Annotated in this window: 31 protein-coding genes and 2 riboswitches; of the genes, 23 read left to right on the forward strand and 8 right to left on the reverse strand. The window is 40.2% G+C overall.

The genetic code is table 11. The annotated features are described in order from the left end of the window. Nucleotides 1-18 precede the first annotated feature (18 nt). From araA to ACFX4R_RS02825, 11 genes are all read left to right on the forward strand, one after another. The gene (araA, locus tag ACFX4R_RS02775; RefSeq protein ID WP_230183242.1) at nt 19-1,443 is read left to right on the forward strand and encodes an L-arabinose isomerase; all 1,425 of its coding nucleotides are present in this window, start codon (nt 19-21) and stop codon (nt 1,441-1,443) included. A 147-nt stretch (nt 1,444-1,590) separates the two neighbouring features. After that, nucleotides 1,591-2,970, forward strand: a complete 1,380-nt coding sequence (locus ACFX4R_RS02780) for a sugar porter family MFS transporter (protein WP_377568694.1) — start codon at nt 1,591-1,593, stop codon at nt 2,968-2,970. A gap of 144 nt (nt 2,971-3,114) precedes the next feature. Next, a complete protein-coding gene (locus tag ACFX4R_RS02785) occupies nt 3,115-3,303 on the forward strand; it encodes a hypothetical protein (RefSeq protein WP_377568697.1) in 189 nt (62 codons plus the stop codon). 242 nt (nt 3,304-3,545) lie between these two features. After that, a complete protein-coding gene (locus ACFX4R_RS02790; protein WP_234943547.1) occupies nt 3,546-4,421 on the forward strand; it encodes a metallophosphoesterase family protein in 876 nt (291 codons plus the stop codon). A gap of 529 nt (nt 4,422-4,950) precedes the next feature. Next, the gene (locus ACFX4R_RS02795; protein ID WP_013058233.1) at nt 4,951-5,202 is read left to right on the forward strand and encodes a hypothetical protein; all 252 of its coding nucleotides are present in this window, start codon (nt 4,951-4,953) and stop codon (nt 5,200-5,202) included. 80 nt (nt 5,203-5,282) lie between these two features. Then, nucleotides 5,283-5,393, forward strand: a riboswitch (SAM riboswitch). A gap of 79 nt (nt 5,394-5,472) precedes the next feature. Next, a riboswitch (cobalamin riboswitch) is annotated at nt 5,473-5,661 on the forward strand. A gap of 150 nt (nt 5,662-5,811) precedes the next feature. Then, nucleotides 5,812-8,106 carry a 5-methyltetrahydropteroyltriglutamate--homocysteine S-methyltransferase gene (metE, locus tag ACFX4R_RS02800; RefSeq protein ID WP_377568700.1) on the forward strand — a complete coding sequence of 765 codons (2,295 nt, stop codon included), beginning with the start codon at nt 5,812-5,814 and terminating at the stop codon, nt 8,104-8,106. 142 nt (nt 8,107-8,248) lie between these two features. Beyond that, on the forward strand, nt 8,249-8,866 hold the full coding sequence (locus tag ACFX4R_RS02805) for an acetate uptake transporter (protein ID WP_377568703.1): 618 nt from the start codon (nt 8,249-8,251) through the stop codon (nt 8,864-8,866). Nucleotides 8,867-9,009: 143 nt separating this feature from the next. Further along, entirely contained in the window at nt 9,010-9,510 is a 501-nt protein-coding gene (locus ACFX4R_RS02810) for a GNAT family N-acetyltransferase (RefSeq protein WP_043981100.1), read from the forward strand. A gap of 482 nt (nt 9,511-9,992) precedes the next feature. Further along, nucleotides 9,993-10,193, forward strand: coding sequence for a helix-turn-helix transcriptional regulator (locus ACFX4R_RS02815; protein ID WP_377568706.1), 201 nt, complete (start codon nt 9,993-9,995; stop codon nt 10,191-10,193). A 162-nt stretch (nt 10,194-10,355) separates the two neighbouring features. Next, the gene (locus ACFX4R_RS02820) at nt 10,356-10,520 is read left to right on the forward strand and encodes a hypothetical protein (RefSeq protein ID WP_165574848.1); all 165 of its coding nucleotides are present in this window, start codon (nt 10,356-10,358) and stop codon (nt 10,518-10,520) included. Nucleotides 10,521-10,551: 31 nt separating this feature from the next. Beyond that, the gene (locus ACFX4R_RS02825; RefSeq protein WP_098524857.1) at nt 10,552-10,965 is read left to right on the forward strand and encodes a DUF5301 domain-containing protein; all 414 of its coding nucleotides are present in this window, start codon (nt 10,552-10,554) and stop codon (nt 10,963-10,965) included. A gap of 86 nt (nt 10,966-11,051) precedes the next feature. Here ACFX4R_RS02825 and ACFX4R_RS02830 read toward each other — a convergent pair whose 3' ends face one another. Next, nucleotides 11,052-11,192, reverse strand: a complete 141-nt coding sequence (locus ACFX4R_RS02830) for a hypothetical protein (protein WP_013058226.1) — start codon at nt 11,190-11,192, stop codon at nt 11,052-11,054. 166 nt (nt 11,193-11,358) lie between these two features. Then, nucleotides 11,359-11,991: a LysE family translocator gene (locus ACFX4R_RS02835; RefSeq protein ID WP_377569065.1), complete on the reverse strand. Its 633-nt coding sequence runs from the start codon at nt 11,989-11,991 to the stop codon at nt 11,359-11,361. Between the two features lie 138 nt (nt 11,992-12,129). On the opposite strand from ACFX4R_RS02835, the gene ACFX4R_RS02840 reads away from it, so the two are divergent. Both ACFX4R_RS02840 and ACFX4R_RS02845 read left to right on the forward strand, forming a co-directional pair. Continuing rightward, nucleotides 12,130-12,741 (forward strand): transglutaminase-like domain-containing protein, encoded by a 612-nt coding sequence (locus tag ACFX4R_RS02840; RefSeq protein ID WP_340448163.1) that lies wholly within the window; start codon nt 12,130-12,132, stop codon nt 12,739-12,741. A gap of 137 nt (nt 12,742-12,878) precedes the next feature. Then, the gene (locus ACFX4R_RS02845; RefSeq protein ID WP_340448161.1) at nt 12,879-13,094 is read left to right on the forward strand and encodes a hypothetical protein; all 216 of its coding nucleotides are present in this window, start codon (nt 12,879-12,881) and stop codon (nt 13,092-13,094) included. Here ACFX4R_RS02845 and ACFX4R_RS02850 read toward each other — a convergent pair. The 3 genes from ACFX4R_RS02850 to ACFX4R_RS02860 all read right to left on the reverse strand — a co-directional run bounded on the left by ACFX4R_RS02850 (nt 13,091) and on the right by ACFX4R_RS02860 (nt 14,448). Next, nucleotides 13,091-13,531, reverse strand: a complete 441-nt coding sequence (locus ACFX4R_RS02850; protein ID WP_377568712.1) for a DUF5391 family protein — start codon at nt 13,529-13,531, stop codon at nt 13,091-13,093. The two genes, ACFX4R_RS02845 and ACFX4R_RS02850, sit on opposite strands and share 4 nt — an antisense overlap. A gap of 77 nt (nt 13,532-13,608) precedes the next feature. Beyond that, entirely contained in the window at nt 13,609-13,806 is a 198-nt protein-coding gene (locus ACFX4R_RS02855) for a hypothetical protein (RefSeq protein ID WP_043981104.1), read from the reverse strand. A 153-nt stretch (nt 13,807-13,959) separates the two neighbouring features. Continuing rightward, on the reverse strand, nt 13,960-14,448 hold the full coding sequence (locus ACFX4R_RS02860) for a DUF2500 domain-containing protein (protein ID WP_016765014.1): 489 nt from the start codon (nt 14,446-14,448) through the stop codon (nt 13,960-13,962). 126 nt (nt 14,449-14,574) lie between these two features. On the opposite strand from ACFX4R_RS02860, the gene ACFX4R_RS02865 reads away from it, so the two are divergent. Together ACFX4R_RS02865 and ACFX4R_RS02870 are read left to right on the forward strand one after the other, a co-directional pair. Further along, on the forward strand, nt 14,575-15,540 hold the full coding sequence (locus tag ACFX4R_RS02865; RefSeq protein ID WP_377568715.1) for a 2-hydroxyacid dehydrogenase: 966 nt from the start codon (nt 14,575-14,577) through the stop codon (nt 15,538-15,540). 11 nt (nt 15,541-15,551) lie between these two features. Next, nucleotides 15,552-15,782, forward strand: a complete 231-nt coding sequence (locus tag ACFX4R_RS02870; protein WP_043981110.1) for a YczI family protein — start codon at nt 15,552-15,554, stop codon at nt 15,780-15,782. A 28-nt stretch (nt 15,783-15,810) separates the two neighbouring features. Here ACFX4R_RS02870 and ACFX4R_RS02875 read toward each other — a convergent pair whose 3' ends face one another. Continuing rightward, nucleotides 15,811-16,686: a Cof-type HAD-IIB family hydrolase gene (locus ACFX4R_RS02875; protein ID WP_377568718.1), complete on the reverse strand. Its 876-nt coding sequence runs from the start codon at nt 16,684-16,686 to the stop codon at nt 15,811-15,813. 164 nt (nt 16,687-16,850) lie between these two features. Here ACFX4R_RS02875 and ACFX4R_RS02880 point away from each other — a divergent pair, with 164 nt between their 5' ends. Together ACFX4R_RS02880 and ACFX4R_RS02885 are read left to right on the forward strand one after the other, a co-directional pair. Beyond that, a complete protein-coding gene (locus tag ACFX4R_RS02880) occupies nt 16,851-17,609 on the forward strand; it encodes a DeoR/GlpR family DNA-binding transcription regulator (RefSeq protein WP_014458988.1) in 759 nt (252 codons plus the stop codon). A gap of 52 nt (nt 17,610-17,661) precedes the next feature. After that, nucleotides 17,662-17,871 (forward strand): hypothetical protein, encoded by a 210-nt coding sequence (locus ACFX4R_RS02885; protein WP_162215279.1) that lies wholly within the window; start codon nt 17,662-17,664, stop codon nt 17,869-17,871. Nucleotides 17,872-18,217: 346 nt separating this feature from the next. Here the strand turns inward: ACFX4R_RS02885 and ACFX4R_RS02890 are convergent, their stop codons facing one another. Both ACFX4R_RS02890 and ACFX4R_RS02895 read right to left on the reverse strand, forming a co-directional pair. After that, a complete protein-coding gene (locus tag ACFX4R_RS02890) occupies nt 18,218-18,904 on the reverse strand; it encodes a YoaK family protein (RefSeq protein WP_043981119.1) in 687 nt (228 codons plus the stop codon). Between the two features lie 72 nt (nt 18,905-18,976). Next, nucleotides 18,977-19,477 (reverse strand): GNAT family N-acetyltransferase, encoded by a 501-nt coding sequence (locus ACFX4R_RS02895; protein WP_377568722.1) that lies wholly within the window; start codon nt 19,475-19,477, stop codon nt 18,977-18,979. A gap of 114 nt (nt 19,478-19,591) precedes the next feature. Between ACFX4R_RS02895 and ACFX4R_RS02900 the strand changes: the two genes are divergently transcribed. The 6 genes from ACFX4R_RS02900 to ACFX4R_RS02925 all read left to right on the forward strand — a co-directional run bounded on the left by ACFX4R_RS02900 (nt 19,592) and on the right by ACFX4R_RS02925 (nt 25,341). Further along, on the forward strand, nt 19,592-20,521 hold the full coding sequence (locus ACFX4R_RS02900) for a hypothetical protein (protein WP_377568725.1): 930 nt from the start codon (nt 19,592-19,594) through the stop codon (nt 20,519-20,521). Nucleotides 20,522-20,625: 104 nt separating this feature from the next. Next, nucleotides 20,626-21,255 (forward strand): CPBP family intramembrane glutamic endopeptidase, encoded by a 630-nt coding sequence (locus tag ACFX4R_RS02905; protein WP_165574850.1) that lies wholly within the window; start codon nt 20,626-20,628, stop codon nt 21,253-21,255. 224 nt (nt 21,256-21,479) lie between these two features. Continuing rightward, nucleotides 21,480-22,175 (forward strand): FadR/GntR family transcriptional regulator, encoded by a 696-nt coding sequence (locus ACFX4R_RS02910; protein WP_013058211.1) that lies wholly within the window; start codon nt 21,480-21,482, stop codon nt 22,173-22,175. A 274-nt stretch (nt 22,176-22,449) separates the two neighbouring features. Then, on the forward strand, nt 22,450-24,009 hold the full coding sequence (locus ACFX4R_RS02915; protein WP_043981127.1) for a sodium:solute symporter family protein: 1,560 nt from the start codon (nt 22,450-22,452) through the stop codon (nt 24,007-24,009). Then, nucleotides 23,984-24,229: a hypothetical protein gene (locus tag ACFX4R_RS02920; RefSeq protein ID WP_043981129.1), complete on the forward strand. Its 246-nt coding sequence runs from the start codon at nt 23,984-23,986 to the stop codon at nt 24,227-24,229. The genes ACFX4R_RS02915 and ACFX4R_RS02920 overlap by 26 nt, the downstream gene beginning before the upstream one ends. Before the next feature lie 218 nt (nt 24,230-24,447). Further along, nucleotides 24,448-25,341, forward strand: coding sequence for a PEP/pyruvate-binding domain-containing protein (locus ACFX4R_RS02925; protein WP_162214690.1), 894 nt, complete (start codon nt 24,448-24,450; stop codon nt 25,339-25,341). Nucleotides 25,342-25,362 lie beyond the last annotated feature (21 nt).

Genomic DNA, 25,362 nt, shown 5'->3' on the forward strand with positions numbered 1-25,362 from the left:
ACAGAAAAGGGGATTATCATGTTAAAAACAGCTCAAAAAGAATTTTGGTTTATTGTTGGTTCACAGCATCTTTACGGAAAAGAAGCGCTAGCAGAAGTAAAAGCACACGCGCAAACGATGACTGATGCTTTAAATGAAAGCGGTGTCTTGCCTTATCCGATTGTTCTGCAAGATTTAGCTGTGAATGCTGACACGATTACAAAGATGATGAAAGAAGTGAATTACCGAGATGAAGTTGCCGGCGTAATTACGTGGATGCATACGTTCTCGCCTGCAAAAATGTGGATTCGCGGTACCAAACTACTGCAAAAACCGCTGCTTCATTTAGCAACACAATTTAACGAAAGCATTCCTTGGGAAACGATTGATATGGACTTTATGAACTTGAATCAGTCCGCTCACGGTGATCGTGAATACGGCTTTATCAACGCTCGTTTGAACAAGCAAAATAAAATCGTAGTGGGCTACTGGGAGCGCCCCGAAGTACAGCAGCAAATTGCACAGTGGATGGACGTAGCCGCTGCTTATAACGAAAGCTTCAACATTAAAGTTGCGCGTTTCGGTGACAATATGCGCAACGTCGGCGTAACGGAAGGAGACAAAATTGAAGCGCAAATTCAATTTGGCTGGACGGTTGACTACTTCGGAATCGGTGACCTTGTTCAATATGTCAATGCCGTTACGGAAGAAGAAATCAATGATTTATTTGCTGAATATGCAGACGCGTATGAATTTGTCTACGGTGATTATTCTGCAGAAGACTGGGAGTCTAGCGTAAAAGTACAGGCAAGCTATGAAATTGCGATTAAACGTTTTCTAGATGAAGGCGGCTACAGCGCCTTTACCACTAACTTTGAAGATCTATACGGTATGAAACAGCTTCCAGGTCTAGCCGTACAGCGCTTGATGGCACAGGGCTACGGCTTTGCTGGTGAAGGAGACTGGAAAACAGCGGCGCTTGACCGCTTGCTTAAAGTGATGAGCCATAATCAGTCAACGGGCTTTATGGAAGACTACACGTATGAATTGGCTCCCGGACGTGAGTCAGTGCTTCAATCACACATGCTTGAAGTAGACCCAACGCTAGCGGTAAACAAACCAAAACTAATCGTTTCTCCCTTGGGTATCGGTAACCGCGAAGATCCGGCCCGCTTAGTGTTTGACGGTAAACAAGGAGAAGGCGTAGTGGTTTCCATGGCTGACTTCGGCACGCATTACAAGCTGTTAATTAACGAAGTATCGGCATTTGAGCCGGAAGTTCCTGCTCCACATCTTCCCGTGGCGCGCGTGCTTTGGAACATTAAGCCGAACTTCCAAGACGGCGTTAAAGCGTGGATTGAAAATGGAGGAGGCCATCATACGGTTCTTTCATTAAATTTAACGACGGATCAAATCGTGAGCTATGCAAAGCTTGTGGATCTAGAGTACGTCATTATTAAGTAAGCATCACTACTTTCGAGGGAGCGCTGCTTCCTTGAAAGTGAAAATATAGTGTTAGTAAAAGAACGCCGTTTTTAGAAATAAATGAAAGCGTTTTAAATTTGTGTGATAGGAAGCAAAACTAAGACAATACAAAGGGGATCTATAATCATGAGTAAAGTATCAAGTAAGTTTATCTTCTTCTTCGGCTCATTTGCCGGTATTTTATTCGGTTATGATATTGGGATTATTGCTGGTGCAGAAGGTCATATCCGTGAAGCGTTTCATTTGAGTCCGCTCTGGCTGGGGATTGTGGTTTCGTCGCTAATGGGAGGAGCAATTATCGGTTCCATTTTAAGCGGATTATTAGGCGATAAGTTTGGACGAAGAAAGTTAATTTTAATTTCGTCGATCATCTTTCTTTTAGGCTCCATCGGTTCAGCGATTGCACCAGAGGAAATTACGTTAACGATTGCGCGCGTCTTTTTAGGTACAGCAGTAGGAACGGCTTCTTCTTTAGTTCCTGCCTATATGTCAGAAATCGCACCCGCTCATATTCGCGGGAAGCTTTCAGGTTTAAATCAGCTAATGATTGTAATTGGATTATTATTAAGCTATATCGTAGCCTTTATTTTTGAGCCGGTTCCAAACAGCTGGCGATTAATGCTTGGCAGCGCCGGTATTTTTGCAATTGTATTATGCATCGGTATGATCAAGCTTCCAGAGTCGCCGCGCTACTTAATTAAAAATGGAATGCCAGATAAAGCGCGTGAAGTGCTGCGTACGCTTCGCCGCTCAACAGCTGAAGTAGAAGCTGAAGTGTCTGAAATTGAAAGCGTAGCTGTGCATGAACAATCAGGCATTAAGCAGCTGTTTCAGAAAAAGTTTCGTTTAGCATTAATAATCGGCGTCGGAATGGCAACTTTTCAGCAGATTCAAGGCTCAAACTCAATTGTTTATTATGCAACAAGCATTGCTCGTCAAGTTGGTTTAGCCCCGCAGGTAGCTGCTGGTTTTACGGTCATCGTTGGGATAATCTTTGTCGTGACAACACTTATTTTTCTGCAGTTTGTTGATAGATTCAACCGCCGTACCATTCTTACGATTGGCGGCGCGGGTATGGCTCTTTCATTTTTCACACCGGCTATTCTAGGAGCGTTAGGGGTTAATGAAGTCGTTGTTAACTGGGTTACGTTAATTGCTCTTTGCTGCTTTATCCTTTGCTATGCGTTTTCTTGGGCGCCGCTTACGTGGATTATTGTAGGAGAAATTTTCCCGCTTTCTGTACGCGGCATCGGTGCTGGGATTTCATCTGCTTTTAACTGGACGGGATCGCTGGCAGTAGGGCTTGTGTTCCCAATTTTAGCTGATCAGTTTAGTTTGGGCGTTATCTTTTCAACGTTCGGGATCATTTGTATTCTCGGTTTATTCTTCATACGTTTTGTAGTTGTTGAAACAAAAGGACGTAGCCTAGAGCAAATTGAAACGGACATGGCAGCTCGTTCTGGAAGAAATTCTGTAAGTCCAGTTGAGCGTAATAAATATGTTTAATTGTCGTAAATGTTTTAAATGTAAGATGCTGAGATAAAAGTATTTTAGCTGAAGTGAAAAACGAACCACTAATCAAACACTTTGATTAGTGGTTCGTTTTTTTATGGTGAACGCAGGTTTCAGCTGTTTCGTTTCTTCTAGCAGTTGATTCGAGAGCAAGGCGAAGACTCCTGCGGGACAAGCGGAACAGATGAGACCCCGCAGGCGCACAAACGACGAGGAGGCTCATCGGCCGCCCGCAGAAAGCGAAGCCTTGCACGGAAATCAACTGCGGGGGAACAAGCGGTTCAGCTCATGTCGGCCTTTGTTCGTCCCCAGCCTCTTTCTTATTAGTAGATACAGAGAGTTCATCTTTTACCCTGTCCTATTAGTGCCTAATAAAATGGAAAGATAGGTTAGCTTATCATAATGTAGACTTTAATAGATATTCATAACTAGCAATTTCTAAAACGAAAGCTAAATGTGCGTTCTGCTTACAAGAAGGTAGTGACCATCATCAACAAATTCTCATATAAATAAGTAAGCTTGTTTACTTTTAACTAAATTTATTTATTAATAGGGGGATTAACTAGTTGATGAATTTGACGCTTCATGAACGTTCTGAAAAGTTATTAAAGCAAAGAATTAAACAATTAAATCCGAGAGATCCATTTAACTTTGTTTTTATGGGAGACAGCAGAGGTGACGGACCAAACGATAATTGTTTCACGATGAGCGGTGAATTTGAGCTTGTGTTAAAAAAGGCGGTGGAATTGAACCCGCTGTTTATTATTCATGGGGGAGACACCGTCTATACAGGGAAAAAAGAGTATTTGGAGCACTTTGTTAAGGTTGTTGAAAAAATCGCCCCGAACATTCCTATGTTTGTATGCGTAGGGAATCATGATGAACTGTACCTTGATGAAAGCAATCTCGAAAACTTCAGAGCCACTATCGGAAAAGTACACTGGGTCATTGATATTCCTGTCTTCAACTTCCGGTGCATCGCATTAAATAATGTCATCAGTCCCAAGAATAAAATATATGGATTTACAGATAGAGAGCTGAATTATTTAGAGCAGCAGCTAGAGGATGCTCCTCGTAATACCGTTGTAGCTATGCATGCGCAGCCAAATATTGGCCGGTGGTCAAATCTTGAAGGGTTTCCTGTAACGACTCCTCAAAGTCAAGAATTTTTTGATTTAATTCAAGAACACCGCGTGAAAAAAGTGTTAGTCAGCCACGTGCATGCGTATGACGAGCAGTTTATTAGAAAAAACAGAAACGGGTCGTTTACGCTTGGAAGAGGCACTGATTTTGTATTGTCAGGAGGCGCCGGCGCTCCCCTTGATTTTGAGCCGCCTTTAATTTTAAATAATTATAATTTTACGGAATTTTTTGTAAGCAGGTACGACATTTTAGGTCCTCTTCTTTGGAAGGATTTTGGACGACCTCGAAGAAATTGTTTGTAAAAACAAGAAAGTAGAAAGCTAGGTTCAAAAAAAGAGGCTGGAACAAAAGGGTTTTAGACGAAGTGAAACGAATCATCGATCAAGATGTGTGATTAGTGGTTCGTTTTTTTGTTAAGGCAAACGTAGGTTTCATGTGTATAGGTCTTTCTAGCAGGTGATTGGAGGACAAGACGAAGACTCCTGCGGGAAGCGAAGTCTTGTACGGAAATCAACTGCGGTGTCACAAGCGATTCAGCTCATGTATTCCATTTGCCTTTAGAGTGGATTCATTTGGTTATGTCTCAACCTCTTTTGGAAAAATGTGCATAACTCTTAACGAAACCTTGTAGCAGAAGGCTCAGTCAAACGTTATAATAGATAATGAATGATGATATATTCTCTATATTTGTCATATATTTGTATTACATATGTAATTAAAGAAAAACATTCACTTGATATACTGTTTAATGACTTAACTTTATCTTAAAATTTACAGTGAAATGCCTGTTTATAGAGGCTTAGAACATACACAGCAAATGGAGGAGCAATCATGGCAAACGAAAAGATGCAAGAAGGACTTGATCGTTTTATCAAGGAAGATTTAAATGACCTTTTAGGTAGACTGTTCCCCTTAATGGACCGGGAGTGTGCCGAAGAAAAAAGAAAGCTTATCGAAACAGCGGTAGAGTACATTTATTCGTCAGGATATCACCAAGGGGCAAAAGATTTAATCGAAACGCACCGAAAAGATGATTACAAATTGTTAAGGCAAAAGTTAGCGTCAGCGCCTCCTAAAAACTAATTTTTTTGAAATTTCTTTTGACAGCATAAATGTAAGGTGTTAAGATGACTCTACATTCAAAATATTATAAACAATTAAAACTCTTATTGAGAGAGGCGGAGGGACTGGCCCTGTGAAGCCCGGCAACCATTTAACATTCTTGTTGAAAAGGTGCTACATCCTGCAAAGCGTACAGCTTTGAAAAATAAGAGAGGATTTCATAGATACTATGCCTCTCTATTCGTGATAGAGAGGCTTTTTATTTTATGTGAATATGTTTTGAATGAACAATTTTATAAAAATGCATCAGGTGCTGTGTAACGAATGTACGCAGCTTAAAAGGGAAGACCGGTGAAAAGCCGGCGCGGTCCCGCCACTGTAATGGGGAGCAACTTATTAACCACTGTTTCATGTTGAAATGGGAAGGGATAAGAAGCGATGAACCTAAGTCAGGAGACCTGCCTGTTGTATGCACTTAAGCTCTACGGGATATAGAGAGGAGTGAGGAATACGTGTTGAGAAAAACAGGCTATCTCAACTTTAGTTAAGTATGCGTATCATCTCTCTTTTCATTTCGAAAAGAGAGATTTTTTAGTTTACCGATAAAAAAATATACAGGGAGTGGAAAAAATGAGCAGTGTAAAAAGTTCAAACTTAGGTTATCCAAGAATTGGTGAAAAACGAGAATGGAAAAAAGCGCTTGAGCAGTTTTGGGCAGGAAAACTAGAGAAAGATATCTTTCTGCAGGAAATTGAATCTCTTCGTCTAGGGCATTTAAAAAAACAGCGTGACGCAGGAATTGAATTGATTCCAGTCGGCGATTTTAGCTTATACGATCACGTGTTAGATACAGCCGCTATGTTCGGTCTAGTGCCAAAGCGCTTTGATTATGATGGGGGAGCGGTATCGCTTGAAACGTATTTTGACATCGCGCGAGGAACAAAAGGTGCGGTAGCTTCTACGATGACAAAATGGTTTAACACAAATTATCACTATATCGTACCAGAGCTTGAGGAATGTACGCCGGCACTTGTAGAAAATCGCCCGCTTCAATTTTACAAAGAAGCAAAACAGAAGCTGAATATTGAAGGCAAGCCCGTTGTTTTAGGTCCAGTAACATTTGTGAAGCTGTCAAAAGGATATAAAAAAAGTGAGTTTAAAGAAGTAGTTGAACAATTTGTTCCGCTTTATGCAACTATCTTAGCGGAGCTGCAAGCAGAAGGAGTAGAGTGGGTACAAATAGATGAGCCGGTTTTAGCTACAACGCTATCAAAAGAAGACCTGGCGCTTTACAAAGAAGTCTATCAAGCTTTGAAGGAAGCAGCACCGAATGTAAAAGTCATTTTACAAACGTATTTTGACAGCGTTGATTACTATAAAGAAGTCGTGTCTCTTCCTGTTGAAGGAATTGGTTTAGACTTTGTGCATGACCGAGGCGAAAATCTCACTGCCCTTAATAAATATGGTTTTCCAACTGATAAAGTGCTGGCAGCAGGAGTGATTGACGGACGAAACATTTGGCGTGAAAATTTGGACGAGCAGCTTTTAACGATCAGTGAAATTGAAGAAGCCGTATCAAAAGACCGTTTGATTCTTCAGCCTTCATCAAGTCTGCTACATGTTCCTGTCACGGTGAAAAATGAAGAGACGATTGATCCAGTATTGAAAAATGCGCTCTCTTTTGCAGATGAAAAGCTAAAGGAAATTACGCTGTTAACAAAAGCGGTGCAGCAAGGAAAAGAAGCAATAGAAGAAGAAATAAGCGTAAGCAAGCAGGCAATTCAAGCATTAAATGGATCATCTTTTCGAAATTGTCAAGATGTGCAAAAAGAGCTGAAGCAGCTGCACAGCTATAAAGCAGAGCGACAAGCGCCGTTTGACGTACGTCAGCGCGTTCAGCAAGAAGCGTTTCAACTGCCGCTTCTTCCAACGACCACGATTGGAAGCTTTCCGCAAACAAAAGAAGTGCGAAAAGAGCGTCTAAAATGGCGTAAAGGCGAGTTAAGCGATGAAGCATATGAAGCGTACATTAACGAGGAAATAAAAAAATGGATTGAAATTCAAGAAAACATCGGCTTAGATGTCCTTGTGCACGGAGAGTTTGAGCGTACGGATATGGTCGAATACTTCGGTGAGAAATTAGGAGGCTTTCAGTTTACGAAGTTTGGCTGGGTGCAATCTTACGGTTCTCGCTGCGTGAAGCCGCCGCTTATTTACGGAGATGTATCGTATGAGCAGGCGATGACGATCAAAGAAACGGTCTACGCACAGTCTCTAACAAATAAGCCGGTTAAAGGAATGCTGACGGGTCCGATTACGATTTTAAACTGGTCGTTTGTGCGTGATGATATCCCGCGCTACGACGTCGCAAATCAAATTGCGCTTGCTCTTAGAAAAGAAGTAGAAGCACTTGAAAGTCAGGGCATTTCAATGATTCAAGTAGATGAACCGGCGCTGCGTGAAGGACTGCCGTTAAAACGAGAAAACTGGGACAGCTACTTAAATGCTGCGGTGTATGCGTTCAAGCTAGCGACGGTATCGGTGCAAAACGAGACGCAAATTCACACGCATATGTGCTATTCAGAATTCGAAGAGATTATTGATGCGATTAAAGCGCTGGAAGCCGACGTGATTTCCATTGAAACGTCTAAAAGCCACGGTGAATTAATTTATGCGTTTGAAAAACATACGTACAATCAAGGAATTGGACTTGGCGTATATGATATTCACAGCCCGCGCGTACCGAAGCTTGAAGAGCTTCAGCGAAACATTGACCGCGCTCTAAAGGTGCTTGATCCTGCATTATTTTGGATTAATCCCGACTGCGGCCTTAAAACAAGAGGAATAAGCGAGACGGTTGAAGCTTTAAAAGTGATGGTTGAGTCTGCAAAACAAACCAGAAAAAATTTATTACAAAACGTTTAATAATAAGAAAGTAAAGGCCAAGCAGTGTAACCGCTACACTGCTTGGTCTTATGGGATTTTAAAAGGCCAAAAATATCCATTGACACTTCCCGCACATTTTTGTATCTTTTTAAAGGTGTTTTTAAAATCAGGGAGGTACAACATGAGTAACAACAGCACGCAGCACGTTAAAATTGTAACAGCGGATCCATCAGCGCTAGGTCTATTCGGACTTGCCATGGTGACACTTGTTGCATCGTTTCAAAAGCTTGGGGTAACCGATGGTGTTTCATTGGTATTGCCATGGGCGGTTTTTTTAGGCGGAATAGGACAGTTAATCGCGTCTATGCAAGATTTCAAACATAATAATACCTTCGGCGCAACTGCTTTTGGTGCCTTCGGGTTATTTTGGCTAGGTGTAGCTATGACATGGCTTATTCAGCTTGGAGCATTTGGAGAAGCGCTCGCAAAAGAAGCGGATCCAAAGCAGCTCGCATTTGCTTTTGTCGGCTACTTGATTTTCAGCGTTTTTATGACAGTTGGAGCAATGGGCACTCATAAAGTATTATTTATTATTTTTGTGTTAATTGATTTCTTATTCATTGGATTATCGCTAAGTACATTTGGTGTGGCATATGAATACACGCACTTACTAGCAGCAGTGTCAGAGCTATTGATTGCTCTGTTTTCATTCTATGGATCTGCAGCGGCTATATTAAATACTCACTATGGTCGAATTGTGCTTCCGGTGGGCAAGCCGTTTGGAGCATTTATCAAATAATCAAGATGTTAATTAAAAAGCGAAGTAGGGTTGAATTCTGTATGATGCAGAGGTCAATCCTTTTTTGTTTGGGCATTTTTATATATAGTAGAAAGAGATAGTTATATGTAATAGAAGCTTTTAGAGAAAAAAGAAAATACATAATGAAAGGAAACGTTCCAATGATTATAAGACAAGTGGAGGAAAAAGATTTAAACCAATTAATTACGTTAGAAAACAAAGGCTTTACACCTGCAGAAGCTGCCTCAAAAGATGCATTTATCACGCGGATCAACACTATTCCTGATACGTTTATCATCGCTCAAGAAAATGAAGAAATAATCGGATATGTGAACGGTCCCGTCATTTCAGCTCCGTTTATTACGGATGATTTGTTTGAAAAAACGATTTCGAACCCTGAGGCAGGCGGTCATCAAAGCATTTTAGGTATCGTTGTAAATCCCAATCATCATCACAAAGGAATTGCCAGTATGCTGCTAAGAGAGTTTGAAAAGCAAGCGCAGGACAAACAGCGCTTAACGGTTACTTTAACATGTAAAGAAGAATTGATTCCGTTTTACGAAAAAAACGGATATGTGAATCAAGGAGTAGCGGAGTCTCAGCATGCAGGCGTGCAGTGGTTTAATATGAGCAAGGAGCTTTAACAAACAATGAAATAGAAAAGCACAAGCTTCCTTTAAGGAGTTTGTGCTTTTTTATATTAATTTCTGTGTAGTTATTGTAAATATGTAAAAGTAAAGGTGGTATTTACATGAATAAGTACGGCTTTTTTTATTGAGAGGGTGCACAGGTGTTTAATCTATTTCGTTGCTTCTAGCGGTTGATTGGAGGGCAAGGCGAAGACTCCTGCGGGAAAAGCGGCACAGGTGAGACCCCGCAGGAGCGAAAGTGACGAGGAGGCTCAGCGGCCGCCCGCGGAAAGCGAGACCTTGCACGGAAATCAACAGCGGTGTAACAAGCGATTTATACTCAATCATTTCTCTCATTTTTTCGTCTTTAGATTGGATCAATCTCTTTTTTAGGTAGGTAAGAGACATTGATTTGTCAAACATATTTGACAGTAACAAGAAAAATAATATAAGATATGGATGTAAAAAGTTTTTTACATTTTAGAGATGAGTGATGAATGGTGGAAAATCGAATTAAAGAACTGCGTAAAAGCAAGCGAATGTCTCAGGATGAACTGGCAAAAGTATGCGACGTATCGAGACAAACGATTAATGCAATTGAAAACAATAAGTATGATCCAAGCTTAACGCTAGCTTTTCAGCTGGCTGAGGAGCTGGGAGCAACAGTAGATGAGCTGTTTTTATTTCATAAATCATGATGAGTTAGTTAAACAGAGAAGGTAATGTGAAGTAGTGATGTTACTAGTAGAAGTTTTGACATTTCTGTACTATAAGTTAAAAGCACATAAGTAAACAGTAGATCAATATTACTTCTATCACTTTATAAAAAAGAGATTTACAGAGCAACGGTGGTGAAAGGAATGAAAAATCGAGCTGCCGGAGTAGCTCTTACAAGTACGGGCATGTTACTGTTGATGGTAACGTTAGTACTTCCTGTTCCGGGAGTAACGTATAGTTTACTTGTAGGAAGCAGCATTGTACTAAAGGGCTGCGGAACAGGAGGAATAAAAAGGTGTATCACGTGAATGCAGGGTGATGTAGAAAAGGAGGTTCCTTTTGAAAAAAAGAACAATTATTATAGCTGCACTTTTATTTATCGTCGTATTTTATTTTACATATACCGGGAAAGCCTATCAGTTAAAAGACGTCATAAAAGTAGACGAAGCAAACGTTACGCGTATTGAAATAGATACGGACGAAGGAAAACGTGTAGTAGATGATAAAAAAGAGATAAAGCAAATCGTACATTCTTTGGCAAAAATAGAAGTAAAAAAAAGCAAGGAGCTCGACCCAAAGTTTGACCAAGCTTACTGGGTAAAAATCGTCGAAAACGGAAAAGATGCGTACGGTTTAACGATTTATGATGATGACTACATAAAAGCGTTTAGTTTTGAAGATAAAAAACAGGCGACATATACGATTGTTAAAGACCAAAAAGTAGATGTTCAAAAGCTGTTTTCAACTAAATAAACGTGTAAACCTACTAAAAAAGACAGCCTGAGCTGTCTTTTTTTATAAAAATAATAGATTGAAAATTTAGACTATTTTAAGCGGAATTAATCCTTGCCTATATAATTAATAAATGATTGAATTAGGTCAATATCCGGGTTAACTAATAGTGCTGGAAGAAGGCCAAATGTTAATAATACAAGAACGTTTGATCCAATAAAGATGCGAAGTGCTTTTTTGATTTTCATGATATTTCCTCCCTTTTTTATATTTTCGTATAAAAAGAGAAAAAAATCAATAGAAATGTGACGAAATTGTGAACTTTTTGTCTGATAGTCCCTGATAGATGATAAAAATTCCCTCTCTATACTAGATAAAGAGGGGATATAGCACGTCATAAAATATGTAGAAACATTAAAAATACATGTCCAGATTCTCAACAAATCGGTAGAGGAAATAGCATGAAAAACCAATTAAGATACATCCTGCGGCAATAGAAACCCATTTAATATAAAACTGATTCAGTACTTTTCTAGTTCCAGAGACAATCGTCATTAAGCCTAGGTCATGAATTAAAATCCCTGTTAATATTCCGGCAGCAATCAGCAGGAAATGAAAAGAATGAGAGGATTGAAGCGAATTGGTCAGCACCGTTCCAAACACGCTGAGCCAAAAAATGAGATTGCTAGGAGAAATCGCAACAAAGATCCCGTTCACATAAGAAGAGGCAAACGACTTTTTTACGTGTTCTCCAGGAGCTGTTATATCATGGTCGGCATGTTTAATGCTGTCATAGCCAATATAAAGTAAAAAAAGCGCTCCTATAAGCCACATGATAAGCTGTATAAAAGGAGCCGATAAAACAGAAGCCAGTCCAGAGTAAAGAAGCACAATTAATAATAAATCAACCGTCATCCCTCCGAGTCCGACAACCCATCCGTGAAGAAACCCGTTTTTTAAACCTTGTTTTGTCATTTCAATTGTCACCGTACCAACGGGAAGGGCAATCGAAAGACCGAGCAGCACATTTGTTAAAAATAACGTCACCAAAAACAAAACCTCTTTCAATCTTGTATCTACTATCGTTTTCCGTTTAAGTGGTCTTTCATTATATAAAAATATGTAATAAAATACAATATTATGTATAAAAAAACATATGATGAATATAAGAGGAGGAAAAAGTAAATGAAATTAATTTGTGAATCGTTGGAAAAAGAAGACTACACGCAAGAACTTCCAGAAGTGAACTTTACACATCCTTTGATTCAACAAAAGGTACGTGAACTCAAAAGCGGCTTGCCTCATTCTTCCCTAGCGTACATAAAAAAAGCATATGAGTTTGTGAGAGATGAAGTATCTCATTCCTGGGATATTCAAAGCAAAATCATCACGAAAACCGCTTCAGAGGCTTTAAAAGAAAAGGAAGGAATTTGTTACAGCAAGTGTAATCTATTAGCTGCTTTGCTGCGTGCAGAAGGGATTCCTGCAGGCTTTTGTTATCAAAGGCTGATACTTGGAGATACGATAGACACAGGCTACTGTATTCATGCCCTAAATGCAGTTTACATTAAAAGTGAAGAGAGATGGATTCGATTAGACGCAAGAGGAAATAAAGAAGGAGTGCAGGCGGACTTTTCGCTAAAAAAAGAAAAAGTGGCTTTTCCAGTGAATTCTGCACGGGGGGAAGTGGACTATTCACTTATTTATACAAAACCTCATAAAAAAACGATGAACGTGTTGTCTCAGTATGAAGATTGCCTGGATATGTATTTGCACTACTTGCCTACCGAGCTATAAAAAGAGGTTGGGACAAAAGTATGTTAGTTGAAGCAAGATCAGAACGATGAATTAAAATTCTTGATGGAGAATGAAATTCGTTCCGGTTTTTTTATTGGTGAGATGAACGTGGATATGTATGCGGCTGCTTCTAGCTGATGATTGGAGAGCAAGACGAAGACTCCTGCGGGGAAAGCGGAACAGGTGAGACCCCGCAGGAGCGGAAGCTACGAGGAGGCTCACCGGCCGCCCGCGGAAAGCGAAGTCTTGCACGGAAATCAGCAGCGGTGTACCAAGCAGTTCAGCTCATCTCTCCAATTTGTTCGTCTTTAGGCAAAATGGACTTAGATGCCTCAACCTCTTCATCATTTTAAACGCTTTCCTGCACGGTGGCCGACGGTCTTTTAAACGCAGCAACAAACCACACAATATTCGTAATCAGCAAACCCAAACAAGAAATCATTATTCCTATAATTGAAGCTAAGTTTCTTGAGAAATCTTCTAATCCGAATAAAAACAGAGCCGGTATCAGTAATAGAGTACTAGCAGCGATTAAAAGGCCAATGCTGCAAAAAGAGGCCATGATAAATTTTAAGAAATTGATTCCCAACATATAAAAAGCTAACGGCAACAAATATAAAAACAGAATCATGCCAAGAGATAACCACAGCCCTGTTGAGCCGAACGTATTAACGTTGGGACCTGAATTTGCTAGAGGAGAAAGCGAACCAAGAACTAAAATGAAGCAGAAAAATAGGGCAGAAAGCAAAGTGGTGACTATCACACTATTTTTTGCTGTAGAATTACGCATTGTTTTTTAGCCTCCTTTCTAATAAATAAGTGTATGAATTAATTTTACAATACAAAAGTTTGGGAATCACCAGTTTTTTACAAAAACCTTTGGTAGGTTGGATAATAATGAAGAGAAGCCGGGTTAAGATAATACACGTGTACATATTTTTTGTGTGGACCTGGATAGTGGGTTTCATGCCAGTATTGCGCCAGTATTGTTTGAATAGGATGCGAATGAGGAGCTTCTCCGTAATGTCCGTAGTAGAGGCCGCTTCCTGAATAAGGAGAATACATAAAATCACCTGCCTGTTTAAATGAATGTGTTACACGGTATGTTTTTATATGGATTAACGTTCTTCTACAGTGTAAAAAGGGCACAAATAAGTCATTAGCTATATGAATGCTCCATTACAGTAAAAAAGACCTCTAAAAGCAAGAGGTCATAACCTAGGCATCTGTATGTTCTTCACTTGGATGTCTTTGAAAATCCAAAAAACGAGTTCCTTGAAACGTCAGCATTCCTTCATCGCCTTCTGCTAGCATGCCGTATTCGCGGCCTGAAACCGTAAATTCAGAGCGGTCGGTGCTTTCAAATTGGAAGGTTACGTAGTAAGTTGTAGACGTGTGAGAGTGATGATGTTCGTGAGCATGACCGCCATGGCGGTGGACGTTTGTGCGTTTGCCCGTAATTTTTGCTTTTACGGATAGACGGGGAGACTGCTCATTTTTACTCCAAGTGCCGATCCCTTTAAAAATAGAAAATAGAAAAATACCAATAACAATAACAAAAAATAGCATCACAAACGTAGGCATTCCGTTAAATAACGCGTCGTCTGGAAAAAAAGCGCCTCCGCTTACGTCATCGGGCACATCACCTTCAAAAACAATGTCATCTCCGGACGGATCATCTTCAAATATCATTTCATCTTCAAACATTCGTATTCCCCCTTACTATAAATACGATTACTGAATGGAAAAAGTTTCATCTTTATAGTAGGCTTATGATAGGATAGCTAGTTACTATTCATACATATGAGTGAACAAGGAAAAGGAGAGATACACATGGGGAAATACAAAGTTGTTATGTCTGGAAAAACGTGGCCAAATGCTTACGAGAAGCTAGCGGAGCACTGCGATATTCAAATGTGGGAAGGAGAAGGAAAGATTCCACAAGAAACGCTGCGCGACTGGCTTCGTGACGCCGACGGCTTTTTTAATATCGGCCACATCACAGTGGACGAAGAGCTGTTAGAAGCAGCGCCGAATCTGCGCGTTATTTCTCAATCAGGCGTCGGGTATGACAGTGTAGATGTCGAAGCATGCACCAAAAAAGGGGTGCCGTTTAGTAATACGCCAGGCGTTCTAGTAGAAGCAACGGCAGACTTAACGTTTGGTCTCTTGCTGTCAGCAGCTCGCCGCATTCATGAAGGCTATGAAAAAGTGAAACAAGGAAACTGGGAAACGCTGTTTGGCGTTGATTTATTTGGAAAAACGCTTGGTATTGTTGGAATGGGCGATATCGGAAGCGCCGTTGCCAGACGAGCAAAGGCATCGGGCATGAACATCGTTTACCACAACCGAAGCCGCAAGCATGAAGCCGAAAAAGAGCTTGATGCCGTATACCTTTCATTTGAAGAGCTGCTTCACACAGCTGACTGTATCGTATGCTTAGTGCCGCTTTCAAATGAAAGCAAAGGCATGTTCGGAGAAGCGGAATTTAAAGCTATGAAAAACAGCACGTATTTTGTGAACGCAGCACGCGGAGGATTAGTGGACACGGAAGCACTGTACGAAGCGCTGAAAAATGAAGAAATTGCGTATGCCGCACTGGACGTAACAGACCCAGAGCCGCTTCCGGCAGATCATAAGCTCCTGCAGCTTTCAAACGTACTGGTGACGCCGCATATTGGAAGTGCTACGTACGAAACGCGCAATCGCATGGCAGATTTAGCCGTCCAGAACCTGCTTTTAGGTCTTGAAAAAAAGCCTTTAGTGACGTGTGTGAATGAAGACGTGAATTACAAGTAAGGAGAGATTTTTTGTTAAAAGCATTACAACTTATTTTTTCAATTATTACTGTTGGACTGGCTCTTTATATCATGCTTACTCACAGTTACCAGTTCCTTTCGTTTTTAAATATACTTTTAGGTTTAACGATGCTAGTTTTAGGAGCAATCGAGTGGCAAAAAAGAAAGAAAACCAGCGCATGGCTGTTGTTTTTAGTTGCGCTGTTTAGCTGGTTTGTCGGTATTTATCGCATGACCATTTAAAAACGCTTGGCAAATGCCAAGCGTTTTTTTAATGTGCTTCCAGCTGTGCTTCTAACACTTTTTCAATAACGGAAGCTACTCCGTTTTCATCGTTTGTTAATGTAACGTCATCAGCTAACGCTTTAATTTCCGCGTGCGCATTTGCCATAGCGATTCCTTTTCCAGCCGTTTGCAGCATGGATACGTCGTTAAAGCTGTCTCCAATAGCAATGGTATCATGAAGAGAGCCGCCGAGCTCTTTTACAACGTATGTTAATGCGTTTCCTTTTGACGCGTCTTTGTGTTCAAGTTCGAAGTTATGATCAGCCGAAGATACAAGCGTCATGTCGTGCTGCTTGCTAAAGTGATCCCAGCCTTTTTGTCGTTTTTCATCATCAAATGAAAAAGCCAGTACGTTATAAAGCTCAGCGTTTGTATTTAAAATATCTTCATACGATGCAACAAAGGCAAATCCCGTTTGGCTGTATTGCTTAGCCGCTGCGTGATGAAGTCTTTCTTCATCCGCGTTTTTATTGGCGCTTTTTACTCGGTCAATTTCAATAGCCAGCAGCTCACGGCCTGAGTTTGGCGTATAAATCGCATGTTCAGCAAACACTTCATAGTAAAATTCGTTTGCATCCAGCCACTGAAGCGCTTCTTTGACGTGATGTGCATCAATCGGAACAGAATGTCTGAGCTGTCCGTTTGGGTCATGAATAGTCGCTCCGTTTGCGGCAATCACCCAAAGGTTTGAAAGCTCAGCTTTTTTTAAAATTTCCTGCACGTCGAAATAAGCGCGCCCCGTAGCAACCACGACGTCAACTCCGTGTTTTTGCGCTTTTTTAATGGCTTCTGCATTAATTGTGCTAATTTCACTGCTGCTATTTAAAAGCGTTCCATCCAAATCTGTAAAAATCATCTTCATAAACTATCTCTCCCTTTGACTATTGTTACTTGTTTTTGCGTGTTTTATCTTGTTTATCCTACAATAAACGAAAAAACACTGATAATCAAGCGTTTTTACATTGTTTTTACAAAAGAAACAAGTATAATAAAGTAAAAAGCAGAAAGAAAACAGGTGAACAAGCAATGTTAAAACAAGAAAGACGCAAACAAATTATGAATTTGCTTGAAAAAGAAGGGCGAATTGTGGCTACCACGCTTAGCCAAACGCTGAATGTTTCAGAAGATACAATCCGCAGAGATCTGCGGGAAATGGACGCGCTTGGACTGCTGCAGCGCGTACACGGAGGAGCGCTTCCGCGTTCCACGTCTGCGGTTGATTACAAAGAGCGAAAACGTGAATTGATGGATGTCAAGCATTCACTTGCCGTTGCGGCGCTTCCGTTAATTAAAGACGGGCAGGTGCTCTTGATGGACGGAAGTACAACAAATATTCAGCTTGTCAAAGCTTTTCCAAAGAATTTAAACGTCACGGTTATTACAAACAGTCCGTTAATTACCGTTGCACTAGCGGAACATGACTTTGTAGAAGTTGTTTCTCTTGGAGGGACATTTCGAAAAGAATCGATGGTCACGGTAGGACAAAGCGTGGTTGATACATTAAAACAAATTCGAGCGGATCTCTGTTTTTTAGGCGTATACGCAATCGATCCTAAAATCGGCATGAGCATTCCTTTGCTTGAAGAAATGCACATTAAAAGCCAAATGATTAAAAGTGCGAGTGAAGTAGCGGCTATTGTAACAGCTAAAAAACTCAATACATCGTCAACGTACACGTTCAGTTCAGCCAACTCACTAGATTGGCTCATTACAGAAGAACATGTGAACGAAACCGTGTTAAATGCTTACCGCGAAATCGGCATTGAAGTAATCACAAATAAATAGTCGTTTTAGTAAGGAAGTATATGGTAATGTAGAGTAAAAAGGAGCTTGAGCGATGAGCGAACAAATAGATGTTACGCAGGAACTAGCGAAGCTTCAGCAAAGAGTCGAACACCTAGAGGAAAGAGTGGAAAAAGCAGAGTCTAAGCAAGGTCCTTTGCGGTCATTATGGGAAGCCATACGATCGATTTTAATTGGACTATTCATTGTAGGGCCTGCAGCAGCAATCATTTTTGGCGTTTTAGCGGCACTAGCGGGAAAATGAAAAAGGTTGAGACATAACTAAATCAATATAATCTCAAGGCGAACAAATTGGATAGATGAGCTATTGTGTTCGCTTGTTACAGCACTGTTGATTTCCGTGCAAGACTTCGCTTTCCGCGGGCGGCTGGTGAGCCTCCTCGTCGCTTTCACTCCTGCGGGGTCTCACTTAGCCCGCTTTTCCCGCAGGAGTCTTCGTCTTGCCCTCCAATCAACAGCTAGAAGCTGCTATATATATGAACGTTCACTATACTAATAAAAATCCGAACAAATTTGATTCTCAATCAAGAATCAAACTCGTTCGGATTTTCCTTTGACTAAAATACTTTTATCCCAGCCTCGGTTTATTATTATTTTTCTGAATCAGAGTGAAACTTCGTGCTGACAAAAATGATAATGGCTAACAAAATCACAATGGGCAGCCAAATAATTTCAAATTTATAAGCAGGCTCTGCAAGCGCGGCGATAACAGCGCCAAAGCAGTAAAGCACAAGAGACAGCGCGCGAAGAATAGCATCGGTGTTAAACGTTTTGCGGTAGCGAGAACTGCGAAAACGTGCCGTTACGTCTTCAAAAAAGTTAGCAAGCGTCCCTGTCAATACAGTTGTGGAAATGCCGGCTACGCCAAGCTTTCGAGCCGCCGTTGTTTGAAGACCCATCGCTGAGCTTAATAAGAAAATAAATAAGTAAGTTAAGTGTAAAGAAGGAGAAAACGAAGATAAAAGTGCAAAAACAAGTAAAATTAATCCTTCTATTCCAAGCGCGATCGTTACGGCTTTAGGCCAAAACGTTTTTTCTTTGTTTCCAACAAGGATTGCAGCGCCTACAACTCCTATAATAAAGCCTCCTAAAGCTGTCAGAGAGTGAAAAACAGTTGTTTCAAGCGAGTTTCCGATTGCTAACCCGAGCAGCACGATGTTTCCGGTCATGTTTGCAGTAAAGATATGGCCAAGGCTTAAGTAGCCAATCACATCGACGATACCCGCTGTGACACAAAGAACCAGCAAAATAATGTTTCGATAAGTAGAATTCGTCACGGTAAGTCATCCTTTCTTTTATACCAACTAAACAGTTTACCGTGAAGAAAAAAATCTGTCCAGAGAGTTGTCTTACAAATTTTTAAGCGTGTCCCATCCAAAAGCCACTTCAGATAGGGAGGTCCCCTCAATAACAACCTCAGCACGATCGATTTTTTTTCCGCCAAGCGCTTCGTAAAACTGACAGGCGCCGTTTTGTTCAAAAGCCCATGTGAGCATCGTATGTATATGTTGGTTTGCCAACTCTTGCGCTATTTTATGCATAAGCGCTTTTCCGATTCCTTTTCGCTGATGCTCTGCGAGTAAATACATGGCATACAGTTCTCCTTTATAGAAAGGATGCTTGCTGGTTCTTTCTTTGCCATAAGAAGCAAAGCCTACGATTTGACCGTTTTCTTCTGCAACAAAAATAGAATTTGATTCCAGCTGCTTTTTCCAGACGGGCTTTCGCTTTTCAGCGCTCAAAGAATCTAAAAAAGAATCCGGAACAAGTCCTTTATAAGTTGATTTCCAGCTTTCTACGTGTACATTTGCAATGCCTGCTTCATCGCCAATTCTGCCTGGACGTATCATATGCTCACCTCATTTTTTCTATATTTTAACATAATTTTAAAACGGGCATCCCCGTTTTTTCATTTTCTTTGTATATATATAGTAGCTATTTTACATAACAAAGGAGATGATATAATGAGTAAATTATTATTAAAAGATCAGCCGTTAATTGTACTACCGGCGCTGGCAGTCAAAGTAGGAGTGAACGGAGCCCTGTTTCTTCAGCAGCTTCACTACTGGCTTGAAAAAAGCGTAAACGTGCAGGACGGATATACGTGGGTATACAACACCAATCAGCAGTGGCTGCAGCAGTTTCCATTTTGGTCGCTTTCAACGATTCAACGCATCATTTCAAAGCTTGAAAAAGAAGGCCTGATTGTAAAAGGAAAGTACAACCGCTCTAAATTTAACAACACGGTCTGGTACCGGATTGATTATAAGAAACTAGAAGAGCTTATGCCAAGCGATGAATTTGAAGAGCTCGAAGATGTCAATTTGACAGAAGGAGAGAGTCAAATTGAAGCAGCGGATTCACTCACTGTGACGGCGTCATTAACAGAGACTACAGCAGAAAATACAAATCAAATAAAAAGAGAAGAAGCCGCGCATGACGCTTACGTACAAACGTTAGAAGCCGCTTTTATTGCTAGAAGAAACCGAGGAGTGTATCCTTCAGCGAGTGACTTGAAGCATATGTACGAAGTCGCCAAAAGCGAAATACCTATAGAAGAGGCGCTAGCTGGACTGCATGAAGCATTTGATCACTACGTGCCTAACTACAGCGGAGATACCATTCGAGCATTTGCCTACATTAAACAGCATCTTTTTCATAAGCATTATGTAACATCACAGCGCACGCTAGCGAGTCAGCAGACTGAAAAGCCGCTTTCCTACGCTACTAAAAAGCGCGTTGTTCGCAAGGAATTGACGCCGGATTGGCTAAGAGAAAATGAAGAGCTAGAACCTTCAGCTCCTGCTTTTAAAAACGATGCCCACTTTGAAGAAGAAAAGAAAAAGCTTGCTGAAAGTCTTCGTGAGCTGGAGCAGGAATTAAAAAATAATTGAAAATACCCCCGGACTTTTATAAGATAAAAGATAGTAAACCTTTTGAATACGAAAGGTTTACTAGGTAAAAGAAAAGCGTCTCTTAAAGAAGGTGCGCCATAAACGTGATAAAATTTTTGTTTTTGCTGTTTATGCCAACAATCTTTGTTTTTTTCGGTTTGTGGCTTATCCAAAATGTGTTGGTAACATTTGTTTGCTTTTACGGCTGGATGTTTATGATTTTATATGCGAATAATAAAATTAACTTGAAGGTAGCGCTTACAAAAAAATCTCTGTATGTGGGAACTCTGAGCGGAGTTCTATGTGCCGCTGTGATAATTGGAAGCAGCCTGTTTTTTTCTGGTAAAATCTTTCATGCAGAAGATATGCAAGCGGTTTTGCAAATATGGGGATTTAGCGGATGGAAAGTGATCATTTTAGCCGTCATTTTGATTTTTATTAACCCTTATTTAGAAGAAATGTATTGGCGCGTCTATATACAGAATAAAGTGAAGAAGCATCTGTCCTTACCCGCTTCAACCATTGTTACATCAAGCTTTTATACGCTTTATCACCTGTTTATTATTCTGCCCGTTTTTGCGTTTCCTTTTAATTGGATCTCGGCTGCAGGCGTTTTTTTAGCAGGTATAACGTGGGCGTGTATAAGGGAGCGATATGGTGCCGAAGCGGCAATTATTAGTCATGCGTTAGCGGACGCGGCGATTATGATTGTATACGGATTATATGTAAGATAGTGGTATTATGTCAAAAAACCATGAATCGTTATTCATTTATAACTTGTTTTCATGGTATAATAACAATAATAGTAAAATTTTATCAACACATTTGAATTGAAATAATGTATACTTGTAATACAAAGATTGAAGCGTTTACATAAATCGGAATACACATAGTTAATCTGGGTCCGATGAAAACTAAAAAAAAGAGAGAGATAATTACTTGGAGGAGGAATAGAAGTATGTTTGTACCTATTGAGCGTAAAAAAGTATCTAGTCAAGTGCTTGATCAATTAAAAAAGATGATTAAAGAGAAAACGTTCCCGCCAGAGTCTCGTTTGCCGTCGGAACATGAGTTATCCAAAATGTTTGGAGTGAGCCGCGCACCAATTCGTGAAGCGCTAAGCGTTCTTTCTGCCAGCGGATTAATTGAATCACGACAAGGCGGAGGAAGCTACGTAAAACGTGTAAACTTAGTGGGTATGCTTGATCCAATGACGTTTGAAATGGTTGAAGCAGATCAGGTTCTTGAATTAATTGAAATGCGTATTATCATCGAGTCGCAGGCAGCAAGCTTAGCCGCGCTGCGCCGTACGGATGAAGAACTGATTGAAATTAAAGAATCGTTAGAAGCATTTAAAAAGACGGTTCACAACAGTGAAGAAATTGGACATGAAGCGGACTATCGCTTTCACCATGATATCGTGAAAGCAGCTCATAACTCATTCCTTCTTCATGCTGTAGAAGATTTAGGCCATTTGTATCGAAAAGCGCTTGCTTATTCGTTAAATAAAAGCCAAAAAGAAAATCGCAAGCAAACGGATGCCGACCATGAGCGTATTTTTGAAGCGATTAAAAATGGTGAGCCAGAAGAAGCAGCAGAAGCGGTTCGTGATCACTTAGAGCACGTTCGCCAAAAAGTAATGGTATCTCAATAATAAAAAAAACGATAGTCTCAAGGGCTATCGTTTTTTTATATTTCGTTCATGTGAGGAAATAAAACATGTTGAAAACGAAAATTTACGCTTAAGCCGGTGCGAATGTGCCGGCTTTTTGTATATAAAAAGAGAAAATATCTAATTATACTCTTTAATAATCAGAAAATACAGTATTGTTAATAATTTTATGGCGTGGTATTTTATTAACAAATGTTACTTTTATTTACATATTAATGTTAGTAAATCTAACATTAATAGGAGGAGGAGGGAGAAGATGCTTTCATCAAGCGTCGGGTATTTGATTTTACTGATTTTTGGAGGAGGCTTTACGGCCGTTACAATCATGATGCAGCGCCGCCAAGGAAAGGAAATGACGGCTGAGCAGTTTAGTACAGCCGGAAGAAATGTAAGCGTTGGGCTGGCGAGTGCATCCATTATTGCTGCATGGACGTGGGCCGCTACGTTAATGATGTCTTCTTCCACAGGCTATCAGTACGGCATTAGCGGACCGTATTGGTACGCAGCGGGAGCAAGCATTCAAATTTTGCTGTTTGCCATTGTCGCGATTAACCTGAAGAAAAAAGCACCGAATGCTCATACGTTTTTAGAATTTATTGCACAGCGTTTCGACGTGAAAAATCATCGTTTAATGCTTGGCTTTGCTCTTATGACAAATATTATTGTGACCGCCATGGTTATTTTAGGAGGAGCCATTGCTTTAAACTCTCTTACCGGGATGAATATTTTTATTGCTGCTTTTTTAATTCCTCTTACGTTTACCATCTACACCATGATTGGCGGTTTAAAAGCCTCATTTGTTGCTGATTATTTTAACACCGTTTTTATTTTCATTATTTTATTTATTTTTGCTGCTGCCGTTTATTATAAGTTCGGCATAACAAGCGTGTACGAAGGGCTGAAAAATCTGCCTTCGTCACAGCATATGCTTACGATGGCATCGGTGCCGGGTCTTTTGTTTGGGATGATTAATATTATCGGGAACTTCGGTACGGTCTTTGTGGATCAAGCATACTGGCAGCGTGCCATCGCAAGTAAAAACAGCGCTGCTTCAAAAGCGTATATTTACGGCGGAATTGCCTGGTTTTCGATTCCCTTTGCCGTTGCCACTTTCCTAGGTGTAAGTGCGGCTGGGCTTGGAATTGCCGTAGATTCACCGGATTCTATCGCGCCCGTTATGGCGTCACACGTGCTTGGAAATCTAGGTTCTATTTTGTTTTTAACGATGCTGTTTATGGCGGTAATGTCGACAGGAGCGGCTGAATTAACAGCGATCACAAATATTATCGTAACGGACATTTACCTGCGTTCTATTAATCCAAAAGCAAGCAGTAAAAAAATCTTAAGCACGTCGCGAAAAGTGACGCTTGGCTTTGGGTTTGCGATGGGTGTGTTTTCCATTTTACTGTTTTACTTAGGAATTAGCCTTGGGTTTGTGTATATGGCTATGGGCATTTTCGTCAGCGGAGCCGTTATTCCCGTTACGCTTGGACTGATGTGGAAAAAAGCGACGAATACAGGTGCATTTTACGGAGCGCTTTTAGGGATGATTGGCGGCGTTGTCGCATGGAACACATCTGCTTACTTGATTAACGGTCACATTAATGTAGAAGCCCTTGGCGGACTGTATCCAATGCTTATTGGAAATTCTACCGTTTTTATTATCAGCGGAATCATATCAATTGGACACGGCTTGCTTGCTAAAAAAGAATTTGACTTTGATGAACTAAAAGACAAATTCAAAAGCTTTGATGAACATGGAGATGAACCATTAAGGGAGGAAGTGGCGTATGGATCCACAACAACAGTTAAATAAAGACGCAAAGCTATGTGCGCGCTGGGCGCTGGGACTTACATTTTTGTTTGTCCTCTTGTTTCCAGGCGTGATGTTTTTAACGGGCTATCAATACACGCTTTCCTTTTTTAAAGGCTGGACGTATTTTGCGTTTGGCTGGCTGATTATCGCGGGAATTTGTATTATTGTGGGGCCTGTGGTGGAGTTTGTGAGGGAGAAGAAGGAGAGAGATACCGTTTAATTTGTTAAAACGCTACGAATTTCAAATGTGTTAGTTATAAAAAAAATCACAAATCATATTCTAGTGAATATGGTTTGTGATTTTTTTGTAAAGATATTTAAAGTTATGTTAATTTTTGGTAAACTGGACTTAGTTCCATAAAATCACATTATGGTTTTAAATAGATTTTCCTATTTTATTTGGTTGTCTTTTAACATAAATGAAAGGAGGTTAAGTGATTGTACATCGTCTCTTTAGAAAAAGCATGTTATGCAGAACTTCAAGCAGTAGGTTCAAAAGCTTACAATCTCTCAAAAATGATTCAGCACGTTTCTCATATCCCTACAGGATTTGTTTTAACATCTCACGCATTACATTCCTTTTTAACGTTTAACCAAATAGAAATAAAAGCAAAAGATAGCAGCGTCATAGAAAAGAAGATTCAAAGCGGCACGTTTCCTTTAGCTTTGCAAAAAGAAATTGTTTCTTCGTATGCCAATATTCAAGGTGCTGGTGTAAAAGCCGTAGCCGTAAGATCTTCTTCCGCACTTGAAGATTTGGAGAATGCGTCTTTTGCCGGACAGTATGAAACGATATTAAACGTAAGAAACAGAGAAGAACTTTTGACAAGTATAAAAAAATGCTGGGCTTCTTATTTTTCATCCGTTGTTCAAGCGTACGCCGAAGATAAAGAAATTTCGCTTTCTAATCCCCAGATGGGTGTCCTTGTACAAGGAATGGTTGAAGCCGATGTATCCGGAGTGATTTTTAGCGTAAATCCTATTACAGAAAGTGAAGATGAAGTAGTCATTAACGTGGCGTACGGCTTAGGAGAGGGAATCGTATCAGGTGGTGTTACGCCAGATTTATTTATTATTCATAAACAGACAAAAAGTATAGTGAAAGAACTAGGATTAAAAGAGTATAAGCTAGTGTCAGGTTTTACAGGAATAACAAAAGCTGTGACAACGGATAAAGAAAAAAATGAATTTTCCATATCAGATGAAACAGCACTACAGCTGCTTTGTTTAACGAATCAAGTAGAGCAGTATTGTCAGTACGCTGTAGACATTGAATTTGCCATAAAAAATGAACATATTTATTTGCTTCAAGTGAGACCTGTTACTACATAATGAAAAGGAAAGGGGAAATCA

This window comes from Priestia sp. YIM B13490 (assembly GCF_042787735.1).
Lineage (GTDB): Bacteria > Bacillota > Bacilli > Bacillales > Bacillaceae_H > Priestia > Priestia megaterium.